Consider the following 14,537-nt stretch of genomic DNA (forward strand, 5'->3'; position numbering starts at 1 on the left):
CAGTGCCGAAGAATGAAACGTTGGTCGCGCTCTTTCCAGAATAAGATGCCGTCGAACTGGCGACGCCGACGAGCGTTCACTCTGATCGAGCTTCTAGTGGTCATTTCGATCATAGCGATTTTGATCGCGTTGCTATTGCCCGCACTTTCATCTGCACGCAACACGGCACGCGGGGCAGTCTGCCTGAGCAATATTCGTCAGTTGGGCACAATCTTTCACCATTACGCCTTGGACAGCGATGGCTACCTTCCCCGCAGGGTGTGGCAGGACATGCCAAGCGTCAGCACAGGCTACACCTGGCCCGCGGAACTGTGGGCTCGCGGCTATGTCGTGGATGTTCGAACGTATTCCTGCCCGGAGATGGAGTCTCTGGGCGCAAGGGCAGACTTTGAAAGGCAGAGGGGCTGGCTCGGCAATCGAGAGGCCACCGCCTCTGTCATGAGTCAGGACTTCTGGCGGGAATCCCATTATGGGTATAACGTGCGAAACCTTGGGTCGAATTTTCGTAATAACCCGAACTCAGGTTGGACAGGGCCCAGTGCCCGTCTTGAAGAGATTCGCTCGTCTTCAAAGACGTTGTTGCTGGCGGATTCGGTGAACCCGTTCAGATTCTATGGCGAAAACCGACTGTTCGGGGCTTACGATCTGATTGATACCTTTGGAACAACACGCCATTCTGGAGGCCTGCACGCTCGTCATGCGAGCAGCGTTAACATTCAATGGGCTGATGGGCACGCAACCAGTGTGAACACCGATCCGTTTAACCCATATCAGACACTTGGCGATGCAAGTTTATCGAGTGACACCATCTGGGCACGATGATCGGCGGCGTGTTTCGCGACCGTCGCAGGCTTGGATGTTTAGTCTCGGCTGGACGATGCCACCGTGCGGATCACGACGTACGCCTATGACTTCCGAGGCCGGCGGCTGAACGAGACCGGCGAACTGAACCATCATGTGGCGTACGTCTACGACAGCCTGAATCGGCTGGTGCAGACGGAGCGCTTCGACGGTCCAGCCGGAAATCTGTTGGGCCGCGAAGAGATGCTGTACGACGACCGCGGGCGAGTCTACCAGCAGATCGTGCACGGTGTGGATCCGGCCACAGGCAACGTGACCGAAAGCCTGGTCAGCGCCAACTGGTACGACGCGGCGGGCAATCTGGTCAAAAGCCAGGAACTCGCCAGCCAGCTGACCAGCAAGCGGGTGTATGACGGGCTGGGGCGAGCGGTTGCGGATTTCACAGGTTACAGCACGGTTAGCGCCAGCTATGCTGAAGCGACCAGCATCGACGACGAAATTGTGCTGGAACAGCTTGAGACGTTGTACAACGACGCCGGCCATGTCCTGCAGGTGACCCGGTATGCCCGTCACCACGACGACACCTCGAGCACAGGTGCCCTGAGCACCGGCAACGCGCGTCGAAGCTATCAGGCCTTCTGGTACGATGGCGGCGGAAGACGGGTCGCGATGGCGAACTACGGCACGAACGGCGGCTCGGGCCTGACGCGGCCCGCAACGGCCCCTGCGCCGTCGGACGACGTGCTCGTGAGCACCTTTGAGTACGATGATGCGGGGCGGGAGCATCTCACGACCGATCCCGCCGGCATCGTAACGCGCACGTTTTTCGATGACGCCGGGCGAGCCACGCATGTGGTGGAGAACTACGCCGCCTCGGCTTGGACCAGCGAGCCGAATCAACCAGCGGCCCGCGACAGCGACGTTAATCGCGTCACCGCCTACGCCTACACTGCCGATGGTCAGATCGCCAACCTGACCGCCATCAATCCCTCGGCCGACGGCAGCACCGCCGACAACCAGATAACACGGTACGTCTACGGCACAACGTTGGCTGAATCGGACGTGGCACGTACCGATCTGCTGCAGGCGATCATCTACCCCGACAGCGACAACTGGGACGAAAACACCCAGCAGGTTGCCACGGGTGCCGACTGGGATCGTGTGGAACTGGCTTATAATCGGCAAGGTGAGTTGACACGTCGGACCGATCAGCGCGAAGTGACGCATGTGTACGATTACGACGCGCTCGGCCGACCGTTGCACGATCGAGTGACGGACTTGGGACGATCCGAAGAAAATGTCGACGAGGTCGTCCGCCGCCTGAGCCGCAGCTACGAGGTTCGCGGCATGGTGGCCAGCGTGACCAGCCACGATGATGCCGCCTACGGAAGCGGTCAGGTGCTCAACGAGGTCACCTACACCTACAACGATTTCGGGCAGTTAATCGAAGAACGGCAGGCATACGACGGAGCGGTAGACGGCAACACGCCCGCCATCGGCTACGGCTACGCCGATGGCTTCGATCCGATCCACGGCATCCGCCTGGAACATGTGACCTATCCCAATGGTCGACGAGTGCATGCGGTCTACAATGGGCATGGAAATATCGACCACCAGATCGGCCGCGTCACCGCCTTAGTGGAGGATGATGGCTTCGGCCAGCCCTCCAGCGCGTCCAGCGATGAGATCGTTCGCTACGACTATCTTGGGATGCAGACGCCCGTGAACCAGGCCTACCCCAACCCGGCGATCCAGCTGACACGTATCGGCGATCCCATGGCCAGCGACCCCTACAGTGCGACGGCCACGAACGAAGGCGGCTTCGACCGCTTCGGCCGACTCGCACGCCAGCAATGGCAGGACGCCAGCGATCCCCAGGACCCGCTCGACGTGCTCCACGTCACCCACGGCTACGACCGCGCCTCCAACCGCACCCACGCCGATCGCCACGTCTATCGCAGCTTCGCCCAAGCCTACGACTACGATCAACTCCACCGCCTCAACGACTTCAGAGCCGGCGCCACCGCCTACGACGGGCAGGACCAACCCGACGGCATCGCCAGCCACTGGACGCTCAAGCAACAAACGTGGAACCTCGACCAACTCGGCAACCAACTGGAACTGTCCGAACGCGGCGATGTCACCTGGAGCCGCAACACACCCAACGCCGCCAACGAAATCACCGCGCGCGAGGTCCGCGCCGACCAGGGCAAACCCGTGGCAGGGCCGTTCGAACTCGGTGCTAACTTGAGCCATTGGGAAGTGCCCGAAGCGGACAACCCCGCCGATACCGATGAAATCGGGTTGGCTTCGGGCCACGTCGTGGTTCAGTCAGTCAAACAAGGCACGTACGACGGCATCCAACAGCCCGAAGCGGCGGCGATCGTGTTGCTGGACGCGCCCGAAATCGGACAAACCGGCTTCTCCGCCTGGATTCCCCTGGCTCACACCCCCGAAGACGCGGAGGTAGGTATCGTCTTCGCCTACCAATCGCCCAATGACTATTGGATCAAAGTTCAGAATAAGACCGATGGGTACAACCGCACTTATCATGTGCTTGACGGTCAGAAGATTCAAAAAACCCACAGTAACGTTTCACACCCGCAAAACATGCAGTTCGTGCGCTCGCACGGTGGTCACTTGGCTTACAGCTTCGATCTCGAAGACGGCTTTCCCCCCGGCCGTATAGGCTTTTACAGCACGGCCGCGGGCACACGCTTCGACATCCCCTACATCAACGAAGACAGTGAAACCCGCATGCTGGCCGGTCGCTGGCGCCACTGGGCCTCCAACGCCGGATGGGACAACATCCGCTTCCTCAGCGCCAACAACCGTCTGGGCATCGGTCACACGAAAAACCATGGTGGTCCGGCCAACACTCGCATTCCCATCCTGCTGGAAGGCCGACACCTGGATCGATTCGAGGCCACCTTCTCGTTCCAAAACGAGTCAAGCACCTGGCGCCCGATCCGATTCCTCTTCGATGCCCTCGATGCCAATCATTACAGCGCTATCACCATCCAGAACAACGGCGCGCCCTCCAATGGCTTCGAAATGGTCGACGGCCGCGCGCCCGATAGCGTGCAAGGGACCAGCCGCTCCTGGAACATGAGCAGCGGCAGTACTCACTGGTACCGCGTGATCCGGGACGACAACGAAATCACCATCCTCCAGCAGGCCAGCGAAAACGAACCCACAACTTGGGACCCCGTCAACGACCGCGTCTACGACTCCAGCAACTTCACCTTCCGCGGCGGCCTGATCGGCTTCAGCGAGGCCGGTGAACACCTCCAATCCGTCGGCGACCTAACCCTCAAAAGCGACACCAACGGTGACGGCACGTACGACACCACCGAACACATCGAAGGCTTCGCAGTCGATCAGGACGGCTACGCGCACGATGACCCCACCCACGACGCCGCGGGCAACCTCACCTACGACGGCGTCTACCGCTACAGCTACGACGCCTGGAACCGCCTCGTCGCGGTGACCAAGGCCTACCGCGACAGCCAGGGCGACATTCAAGAAGGCTCGACGATACAGAAACTCGAATACGACGCGCAGGGACGACGCATCGTCCAACGCGTGATGAACAGCGCCTACCTCGATATGACCCAGCACTACTACTACGCCGGCCAGAGCGTCGTCGAAGTCCGCAACGGCTCGAATATCGTGCTCAAGCAGAAGCTCTGGGCCGGCACGTTCAACATCGGCGACGGCTACATCGATCAACTGCTCCAGGTCGCCCACAACGAAGACCCCTTCGCCACCGACGGCAGCGAAGCCCAGTGCGAAATCGTCTTCTACGCCCTCCACGACGCCAACTACAACCTGCTCGCCCTCGTCGACGAAGACGGCACGATCGCCGAACGCTACGAGTACACCCCCTACGGCCAACGCACCGTCTACTTCTCCCCCGGTCCCAACGACCCCCTCGCCATGGCACCGACCACGATCAGCCGGCGCTGGCAGGTCGCCGGCGTCAGTCAGCCCTACGGGCTCAACAGCGTGGGACACCAGGGGCTCAGCCACGATGAGGTGACGGGGCTGGTGCACAACCGGGCACGCATGCTGCATCCACGGCTGGGGAGGTTCATGCAGAGGGACCCGTTGAATCAGAACATGCCGGGCGGCGGATATCACGATGGCATGAGTCTGTATCAATATGTAGGCAGCAATTCTTTAACTGCCTATGACCCGGAAGGTATGGCGGAAATTAGAAGAGGTGGCTGGGCATTGTCGTGTATTAGGGTAACGAACAATTATCGCCAAGATTGTTCAGCGGAACGTGAAAGAGAGTGTTGTGATAGCGAGAATTCGGTAGATCCATTTTCTTGCTGTGCAAGAAACGTTTCTGGCTTCGTATGCGCTGCCATTGCGGTGGCTCCAAGAGGTGTTGCATGCATGTTGAGTTGTCTGAACAGGTGCATATATGATCATTATGCACAGCGGGGTACACCACAGTGGGGCGAGGCTGACGACGCTTGCAACGAGCACGGTATTTGTCATCCAAAATGTTGTGAGGCGATGGCCAATGCTGAGCAAAATGGTTTGACACAATGCGTGGCCCCCTGCCAGCAGCAATGCCAATCATGGATCAATGTTGATGACGTCGTCCGATCTATTGAAGGAATGCGGCAGGCATTTGGCCGATCATTATGCTGTAACTGAAAGGATATGAAATGAACGCACAGCGTACTTTTTTTCATATTTGTTTTCTTGTGTTGCTGTCAGCGATTGTAATCAGTTGCGATGATGATCCATTCGCAGGTGTCGCCGGGGAGGTGAAGGTGCGAGAACTGTCAGAACGAAAGGACTGGCGTGTAGAACTGGATGTTGAAGCCCCGGATTGGGATGGCGATGAACACGTCAACTCGCTTGGAATGAAAATGAAGCGGATTCCCGCAGGCCGTTTCAAGCGTGGCAGTGTACGAATCAACGATGCGCAGCCTGTGCGTGAGATCGAGGTCAGCGAATTCTGGATCGGTGCGCATGAGGTGACCAACGAGCAGTATGAGACATTTCGTCAAGAGCATCGTGAGTGGCGGTCCAAGCATAACCTCACGGATACGCATCCCGTTTTGTTCATTACCTGGGACGATGCTATGGCCTTTTGTGCCTGGCTTTCAGAAAAAGAAGGCGTGGAATACCGGCTTCCAACCGAGGCAGAGTGGGAGTATGCCGCCCGGGGCGGGGTTGAAGACAAACCCTATCCATGGGGAGATGAGCCGGTTCTTGCAGGTGGGCGTAATGTGTTCAGCGATCCGATTGATGCAGATGCCATCCCGGAAAACCTGCGCGCTGCCCTGTTCCCGTATTCTTGGCAACACCTGGATGATGAAGAAGATGGTCAACCCATCTCTGATTTCGGGAGCTTTCCAGTCGGATCATTTTCGCCGAATGGCTTCGGGCTTTACGACATGGTCGGTAATGCGGAGGAACATTGCTGGGATCGACGTTCAAGGGAGTACTACGAAACGAGCCCGGACAAAGACCCCAAGGGGCCAATGGATCAGATAGGTCGATATGATGTTCGGATCCATCGTGGAGGGTCCTATCGCACCTTTGAGGACAAAGTTGATCTAGTGGCGCAAAGGAACTCTTTTCGTGTGATTCGAGCGGGAGATACCAGTGGGTTCCGTGTGGTTGTGTCATCCGAGCCATGGGGGCTTTATGAGGAGGATAGGCGGGATGAGATTCCCGGTTTTCCAGATTTGGATTAGCCAATAGGTGGGCAGGAGAATTCTTAGCCGGGTGCCCCGATGGCGGGTGCCACACATCATGCCGAGGGCTGATGTGTGCGGTACTACCAAGCCCCTACCTCCCCACCATGATGAACCGGCTGTCCCTGCTCGGCAGCACGCCCATGCAGTGCAGGTGGGCGATGGCGTCGGCGTAGAGGCCGGTGCGGTACGAGCGGTCGTCGGGATGCACCGGCTTGCCGTCGAGCACGATGTCAGCAGTGTGGTTTGGAATGTTCGCCGTCACCACGATCGCCCCGGCCACGGTGATGCGGAACCCGTCCGGCCGACGCTTGCCCACGGCGTAGGTCGGCTCGATCCGCACCGGCTGCACCAGGTCGGCCGGCGTCACCGGCCACTTCGCCTCATCCAGCACCCAGCGGATGCAGTCCATCGCGGCCATCGTCCCCTGAACAAGCATCGGGACGGTCGTGTTGTTCGTCGTGTCGGTCGTGTTCATCGTGTCAGTCTCCAGGTTGAGGTTGGGAATGTTCAAAGGTCAATGGCGCGAACGGGTCGGCAGCGTGTCGTGCAGGTCGAGCGGCCGTGGTCTACGCCACGTCGATGTCCACGCCGCGTTGCACCAGGTGCTCGCACAATCCTTCGCCGGCGTCGGTGGCTACGAACGCCTTGAGCCGCAGCGGGGCGTAGTGTTCGACCAGGGCTTCGATGAGTTCCACGGCGAGTCCCTGCCGGCGGTGCATGTCGTTAACGTGGGCCATGTCCAGTTGCCCTAGCCGCCGGCAGACGACCATCATGGCCACGGGGTAGTCGGCGTTGTCATCACCGATGCGCCAGGCCAGCCAGGTGTCGCGGGGGTACTCAGCGTCGCCGGGTGGGATGCTGATGAGCCGGTACCAGAGGCATTCGACACCGACGCGCCGTTGTTCGTGTTCATCGACCCATTCGGCACGGGCGCGCCATTTCGAGAAGTGTCTCGACTACTATCAAGCGAGCGTTCAGAGGTACTCATCAACCTGGACGCTGACGGACTGGCGAGGATCGCGGCGGCCGGCAAGGACGCCAACAGCGACACGGTACTCGCAGATGCCTTCGGTATGTCAGATTGGGCTGAGCACCTGGACCTCACGAGGGCACAGGAAGACCAATGTCGACAGGTCCTGCACATCTATAGGCAACAGTTGTTTCAGCACGCGGATTATACCTTCCCTTTTGAGATGCGCGGCAAGCACAACCTCCTCAACTACTACCTCGTGTTCGCGAGCAATCACCCACTCGGACTGAAAAAAATGAAGGAGGCCATGGGCACGATCGACAAGTCCGGCGAGTACAAGTTCAGAGATGCTGACGTGGGGCAGCCGCGAATATTCCAGTTCGATCGCCCTAATGAGTGGACCGAGTGGGCCGAGAAAATGTTTGCATCCTGTAAGGGTGGGCGGGTAGAATGGAAACAAGTTGAGCAGTACGTACTCAATGAGACGCCGTTCATCAATGTCTCGACGCTGCTTGAGCCGATGGAGAAAGAAGGGTACCTGGCCAACGTCGAGACGGTGACTGGCGTTCGTCGCAACAAAGGGCAGTTCACGAAGGAAAAAGTTGTGGCTGTCCATTTCGTTGATAAGCGAGCGGTGCAGCAGGGCTTCTGGGATTGATCGAGGCACAGCATGCACCCACGCACGAAAATCGAGTGGACTGAGGCGACGTGGAACCCGGTGACAGGATGCACGCGGGCGAGCGCTGGCTGTGACAACTGCTATGCGGTTCGCCACACTCATCGGCTCGAAAGCTGCGGGCAGTCGAAGTACACCGGCCTGACAGTGCTCAACCGCCAAGGTCGACGCCACTTCAACGGCGTCGTGAAGTGTCACGATGCCGACCTGTCGCGGCCACTCCAGTGGAAGAAGCCGCTGGTCATCTTCGTGAACTCGATGAGTGACCTGTTTCACCCGGCCGTGCCGGCGGACTTCATCCGGCGGGTGTTCAAGGTGATGGAGGTGTGCCCGCACCACACCTTTCAGGTTCTCACCAAGCGACCGGAGCGTGCGGCTGAGTTGAGCCCGTCACTGCCGTGGCTGGACAACATCTGGCTCGGCACGAGCGTCGAAGATGGCCGCGTCACCAGCCGTGTCGATGAGCTGCGGCGAACGGGGGCGGTGATCAAGTTTCTATCGGTCGAGCCCCTGATCGGTCCGATCCCGGTGCTGCCGGTGGCCGGCATCGACTGGGTCATCACCGGCGGTGAGTCGGGAGCTAAGGCGCAAGCGTGGCGGGGCCGTCCAATACCTCGAAGGCGAGAGAACCGCCGTCCCGGAGCGTCATCGCCAGCCGACCGTTCTGGCCGTTGAGCTCGTATGGCACGATCACACGATCGGCACGGCTGGGGTCCGTTTCAGGCGCGAACAGAGTCAGCCGATCGGCGGGGGTCAGTTCGATTTTCGGTCCCATGCGCGACACGCCGGAGCCGCGTGCTCCGGATGCCCAGCCGACCGGCTCGAAGTTCCGCCACGCGAGGTGAACAAGCCGCGTCCCGCTGTCGCTTGGGAAAATATTGCCCCCAGCAACGGTGACGATCCATGTGTGACCGTTCGCGCTCGTACGTTCAGCTCCGAACACTCCGCCGACCGCATAACGGTCGATGCGCGAGCGTACCTGATCTCTGAGCTCGATCCCGAAGTCCCGACCAATCCGATGCCATCGCTCCGGTTTGATCTCAGGTCTGAAAGGATCTGGCCTGTACGCCGGGTCGCCGCGAACGGTCGCGATGTGGCTGGCGTCCTCCGTGTAGATCACGGTGCCCGGCGGCAGTACGTTGTTCGCCGCTTGCCGCTGGATCCGGAGGTGCTCGCCCTGATGAGCCATTGCGGTCAACCGCTCGCGCCCCAGCAGGCCGAAAGCCGCCAGAAGGCAGATCACAAACCCCAGTCTCAGCACAAAGCGATGCCAGTCGCTACGCGGTCGTCGCCGCCAGGTGCGATGATCTGCCGGATCAAAGACGCGGCCGCACTCCGGGCACGAGTTTCCGGTGACGAGTGGGTAGCTGCAGGATCGGCAGTAGCGACGAGCATTCATACGGCAGGTTCCGGAAGAGTTGTACATGCGTGCCAGCATGCCAGCGTGCCAGTGACACTGGCCATGGCCGAGCATCCTGCCGCCGCGACTCAGACGGCACGCTGCGGCGGGGGCTCGTCGGCGTCGTCGCCTGAACCCTGGTCGTCCGATTGACCAGCCGGTTCTTCAAGATGAGGGGGCGGCTGCTGTTCCGGCTCCACCTGCTGCTGTTCTTGCTGGGGGGCCGCATCACTGTTGCCGTACCCTGTCGCAACACGATCTATAGCCGCGTCGGCTGCCAGCAAAATGGTGCAGAACGCAGCAATGAGCATTGCCCACTGAAAAGGCGTCAGGCTATTTAGTTGCCTGGAGTCGACCTCGAAGGCTGGAACATGCTGCTGGACCGTCTCGATGATCTCGCGGGCGGACGGTGGGTTTGCCTTAATCGACTCAAGATATGTCTTGACGGCGACCAACTGCGCCGGATCAACACCCGCGAAGGCCCGAAAGAAGACGCTTCCGCCCCCAACAAAGGTATCCAACATGCGTGCGGACTCCCCGCAGGCAGGGCACGTAAAGCTGACGTTGACGAATATGCTGTTCTCGTGCTGGCCTACGTCAACGGGCGCGAGAAACACCGATTGGCATTGCGGGTTCGAGCAGATCGCGGGCGGGCGCATGCGGTGTCCCCCAACAGCAGTTCGGCCCGATTGTACCCCCTGTTGAACGATGGCTGCCCCTGTACCCCCCCAGTGATTTTTCCACCAAGGGGTACAACAAGGGGTACGAGGCCAAAGGGGTACAAAACGTGAAACAAGGATTCGTTTATAAACCCTTGCTTATAAAGCAGAAGCGGAGAGGGGGGATTCGTCAAGGCCTTTCTTTGAAATTCCTCAGAATTCTCTAACACTCGTCTTAGTCGTCACCTGCGATCACGCGGCGGCTGGCAGAATAGATGATCAGCTACTTTCCGCAACAAAGGGTGACTGCCGCTTGGGGACCATCATGGGGGCCGTGGACCTCGAAACAGATCACGGGGTGACAGGACACCAGTTGAACTATTTATACGTTGGATCGCAGGAGACGCCTTATCTCTTCCGATGCTGACTTTTCACGCTCCTTAGCCCAATCGGTGACCGCCGGTTGGGGACGATGCCCAATGGATTGACTTAAGGCTGACCAGATCGGTAAAAGCGCCGCCCTTGGTGACGTATGCGGGGCGGTTGCCGCGGAACTGCTCGGGAACCAGAATATCGACCGGCTCTGCCCGATCAGTTCCTGTGCACCCGTAACCGAACAGGTGCTCGGTCTAAGCCGTCGGCGCATGCCAGCGATGCTCAATCACGCACTTGCACGGCTTCGCCGTCGACGTGCAATGCCGTGACAGAGGCATGCGCGCCGGTGAGCAATGCCGGCACGCCGTCCATGTTCCATCCAATCTCGATCAGCGCCGGCTTGTCAGCCAGTTCCAGCCGCAGGCCGGGCAGCGTCAACGCCTGGCCACGGCACACCGACACGTGTTGCACGCGATTGCCATCGCCACGACGGATCACCGCCAGGTCGCCGGCGAACGTGACGCCCCAGTCCGGCTGCACCACCGCCGACCCGGCCGGCGACGCCTCGGGATCGACGGCGATCAGCAGGTCGTGCCGACCGTCGGCCAGGCGCACCTCGATCGCGACATGCGTGTCACCGAGTGCGCTGCCCTGCTCGTCATATAGTGGTAGCCTTCGCGATTGGCGCACGGTCGGGGCGTCGCGGTAAGTCTCGATGATGCCTGCGAACGTACTGGTCAACGCCGCGTCGGCGGTGACGCGGCGGGTCATGATGCGCGGCAGCCAGGTGAATGCATGCTCGTTGTAATGGCCGATGTGCACCCAGCCCTCAGCCGTGAGTGCCTCGGCGTCGTGAGTCAGATCGGTCCACGCCAGATGCACCGGCTCGCCCTGGGTGTCGGGGGTTGTAAACACCGCTCGCCAGCCGATCTCGGGCTCGGTATCCACGAAGTAGTTGCGCATCATCGGGTCGTAGCTTTCCGATGTCGAAACCAGGTTTAACCCCTCGGTCGCGAGTTCGCTGATGTGACTGTGCATCATGCGGACATGCTCGTTACCGTCCTTTTGGCTGCTGGTCACGCGGGCGACGTCCAGGACGTAGAATGACCGCTCATCTATATCCACCATCACCGCTGTCCGCTCGTAGCGCGGGGCCGTGCTGTCGGCGGACGTGCTTTCATACTGCTGAATGAGCTCGCCATCAACCTTATGCTGGGCAACGTTCCCCTTGATCTCGCAAACGACGTGGTGGGTTCGGCCGCGCTCGATGATCGTACCTGCCTCAGCGACGGTATGAAGCTGGGCTGTGATCCGCGACCGTCTGTTCATGTCCGAGCCGAATCCGAAAAAGACGCCAGCATGGAAGCCTCTGGCGTCGCTTCGGAGAAACGCACTCAGATCGCACGGCTCATCTGCATCGGTGCGTGCTCGATAGCTCAGCCGCTGCGCACCTGGGAACGAGTGTGTGTTGATGATCGTGCCGTGACCGACGAGCTGGCCGTCCTCGATTTTCCATTCGCCTTCGATGACGTGCCAGTTGTCGCCGATGGTCTCACGGTCGAAATCATCGGTGAAGACTTCCCGCCACTCGCCTGTTTCGGGATCGTGCGTCTCGATGCGGACGGATGTGAACGCCCCGCCGGTATAGCTGTAGAAGCCGATGCGGTCCCCTTCCGCATGATCAAGCGAGACAGGCGTCGGCAGCGCGTCGACCGCCGAGGCACGCATTGCCTGAAGGCCGACGCCACTGGCCCAGAGCGAGGTTGTACCCGTATGGCGCACGTGCGGCTGAACCTGATTGGTGCGGTTGACCAGGATCGTGTTGTGTGACGCGGTGGACTGGTACCATTTCAACTGGGGGCTGTCCCAGCCGCCTCCATAATGCACGGGCGGGTAGCCGAAGTCCGCCATCAGGTCTTCGTTGAACGCGTAGAGGCCGAGCGTCAGCGCGTCGGCGTGGCTGTGGCCGCCGCCTGTGTCGTAGTGCATCCAGACGGTTCGCCTCGCGTCGCCTTCGCCCGAGCGAAGCATTGCCAAGCCCCACTGTTCCAGGTTGACGCTGGTCTGCTCCAGTGACTCGCCGTGCTCGTTGATCACCTCCGCCAGCGCCCGCTCGATGCCATCAGGGTCGCGGGCATAGACATTGCGATGAAGCGAAACGCTCGGGTTCGGCAGCGCCTTGTACAGGATGCGCGCGTAATCAACGTCACCCGTCACCTCATACCACCGCCACATCAGTTCGGGCCCGGCGGTGCTCTCTAAATCAATACCCAGATAGGGAAGCGCCTGGCGCTCCGCGGGTGGCCGCATCCAGCCACCATCGCCGATCTGCGGGTAGAACTGCTCCATCACCCAGGTGTCGATGAAGAATCGGAACGTCCGCGTCAGTCCAGGCGAGCGTTTCAGCAGCGCCACCAGCGCCTGGTCGTCCGCGCGGTCTAGAATCGCCATTAAATACGACATGTTGTGGACAGCGTACGAACTGTACGCTGGCAGTCCCTTCTCGCCAGTCACGCCGTCCACCGCCGTCGCCTGCTCCATCCACGCCTGCGTCTCGTCGAGCAGGTCATCCCAACCGGCAGGCCCGGCGAGAACGGCGCGCAGGATACTCAGCAGAATGTGCTGGCGCGGAAAGTTGGAATGCACCTTGGCCGGTTTCGCCAGCGGATCGCGCAGCAGGCCGCGCTCAATGTTGTCCCGTATGGCCGGCCAGTCGGGCTTGGGCTGGTCGAGATTGAACTTTTCAGCCTTGTCTCGGAGGAAAGCGACGAACTGATCGTCAACCGCCAGCCCCGGACGGATCGCGTCATACGCCAGCACCAGCGACTGTGTCTCGGCACACGCGTCGTGCCATACCGAGACATAGCCCTCGCTCAAGCCCAATTGCTCGTAGATATAGCCCTGCGCCTTGAATGAAAACGCGGGGTAGAGGTCGGCGATGCGGTCGAGCAGGATGCCAGCCTTTCTCGCGTAAATGGGATCACCCGTGAGCACATACGCCCGGCTCAACGCCTCAACGCCCGCCACAACGCGCTGCTTCCACTGCCCCCAGACCAGGTAGCCGCCCACAAACAGCCATCGCTCACCCTCATGCTCGAAGCCGTGCCCGTCGTCCACGCCGAACAGATGCAGAGGGTCGTCTGGGTCGGGATGATCGCTGTTGTAGAGCAAAGTACGATCCGCCAGCGCTTCGCGAAACAGGCCATGCTCATCCAGCCCCGAGCGGTGGTAGGCTTCAAAGTCGTTGGTCGGAAAGCGCTGCTCGCAATGCGGGCAGTGCATCTTCCACGGCTCGCGCATCGCGTCGACCTCCCACGCATACATCGGCACCGGTTCGTCACAGGCAGGACAGTTGCCATGCGAAAGCACCTGCCATGCGCGCGGCAGTTCAGGTGTGAACATAAGCGACCACAGCTCTTCGTCGGTCAAGTCCACCCACGGCTGAGCCCTCTGAACTGCCGCGTCGCGCAGCTCGCTCGTCCGGGCATGCTCGCGCACGTTTCGCCGGACGTTGTCGATGACGTGCGGCGGATGAAAAACGCTCACATCCGTTGCGGCGTGACGGACCGACGCGTCGGCCGTCGTGGGGGCTGACGGCGTCGCTGCGGCCGGCCGTGTGCATGCCGTGACCAGCAGTATCAAGCAAATCACGAGGATCGCCACGCCCACGTGACGCCGACATCTTGAAGGTGTCTCATTCAAATTCCACCGACTCATCTTTCATAAGACCTTCATGTCAATAGTTCCCATTTGATTTCCATCGCCGGCGATCAGAGATCAGTTTATCGCGTGAGCAGCGTGGGGCATGAAAGAATTCTGCGCAAATCGGCTTCGACACGGTCCGCGGGCCGGGTGGCCAGGCTTCTTCGGCCTTCAAAACGGTTTTTTCGCACCCTGACGACAGGCTGGTCGCGCTGTCGGGCCGTGGTTC

Annotated in this window: 10 protein-coding genes; 5 read left to right on the top strand and 5 right to left on the bottom strand. The window is 60.4% G+C overall.

The genetic code is table 11. The annotated features are described in order from the left end of the window. Positions 1–45: 45 nt before the first annotated feature. The 3 genes from ACERK3_11760 to ACERK3_11770 all read left to right on the top strand — a co-directional run bounded on the left by ACERK3_11760 (position 46) and on the right by ACERK3_11770 (position 6,524). A complete protein-coding gene (locus ACERK3_11760) occupies positions 46–822 on the top strand; it encodes a type II secretion system protein (GenBank protein ID MFA9478961.1) in 777 nt (258 codons plus the stop codon). Between the two features lie 63 nt (positions 823–885). Next, positions 886–5,472, top strand: a complete 4,587-nt coding sequence (locus ACERK3_11765) for an RHS repeat-associated core domain-containing protein (protein ID MFA9478962.1) — start codon at positions 886–888, stop codon at positions 5,470–5,472. 11 nt (positions 5,473–5,483) lie between these two features. Beyond that, positions 5,484–6,524, top strand: a complete 1,041-nt coding sequence (locus ACERK3_11770; protein ID MFA9478963.1) for a formylglycine-generating enzyme family protein — start codon at positions 5,484–5,486, stop codon at positions 6,522–6,524. 94 nt (positions 6,525–6,618) lie between these two features. On the opposite strand, the gene ACERK3_11775 is transcribed toward ACERK3_11770, so the two are convergent. Further along, the gene (locus tag ACERK3_11775) at positions 6,619–7,002 is read right to left on the bottom strand and encodes a hypothetical protein (GenBank protein MFA9478964.1); all 384 of its coding nucleotides are present in this window, start codon (positions 7,000–7,002) and stop codon (positions 6,619–6,621) included. 91 nt (positions 7,003–7,093) lie between these two features. Then, the gene (locus tag ACERK3_11780; protein ID MFA9478965.1) at positions 7,094–7,264 is read right to left on the bottom strand and encodes a hypothetical protein; all 171 of its coding nucleotides are present in this window, start codon (positions 7,262–7,264) and stop codon (positions 7,094–7,096) included. A 168-nt stretch (positions 7,265–7,432) separates the two neighbouring features. On the opposite strand from ACERK3_11780, the gene tcmP reads away from it, so the two are divergent. Together tcmP and ACERK3_11790 are read left to right on the top strand one after the other, a co-directional pair. Further along, positions 7,433–8,155 carry a three-Cys-motif partner protein TcmP gene (tcmP, locus tag ACERK3_11785; GenBank protein ID MFA9478966.1) on the top strand — a complete coding sequence of 241 codons (723 nt, stop codon included), beginning with the start codon at positions 7,433–7,435 and terminating at the stop codon, positions 8,153–8,155. Positions 8,156–8,167: 12 nt separating this feature from the next. Next, positions 8,168–8,848 (top strand): DUF5131 family protein, encoded by a 681-nt coding sequence (locus ACERK3_11790; GenBank protein MFA9478967.1) that lies wholly within the window; start codon positions 8,168–8,170, stop codon positions 8,846–8,848. Here ACERK3_11790 and ACERK3_11795 read toward each other — a convergent pair. From ACERK3_11795 to ACERK3_11805, 3 genes are all read right to left on the bottom strand, one after another. Continuing rightward, positions 8,754–9,572, bottom strand: coding sequence for a hypothetical protein (locus ACERK3_11795; protein MFA9478968.1), 819 nt, complete (start codon positions 9,570–9,572; stop codon positions 8,754–8,756). The genes ACERK3_11790 and ACERK3_11795 overlap by 95 nt on opposite strands. An 89-nt stretch (positions 9,573–9,661) precedes the next feature. Continuing rightward, complete coding sequence (locus tag ACERK3_11800) at positions 9,662–10,096, bottom strand: hypothetical protein (GenBank protein MFA9478969.1); 435 nt, start codon at positions 10,094–10,096, stop codon at positions 9,662–9,664. Positions 10,097–10,888: 792 nt separating this feature from the next. Beyond that, positions 10,889–14,257, bottom strand: a complete 3,369-nt coding sequence (locus ACERK3_11805; GenBank protein MFA9478970.1) for a heparinase II/III family protein — start codon at positions 14,255–14,257, stop codon at positions 10,889–10,891. Between the last annotated feature and the right edge of the window lie 280 nt (positions 14,258–14,537).

It is taken from the genome of Phycisphaerales bacterium AB-hyl4, assembly GCA_041821185.1.
Lineage (GTDB): Bacteria > Planctomycetota > Phycisphaerae > Phycisphaerales > Phycisphaeraceae > Natronomicrosphaera > Natronomicrosphaera hydrolytica.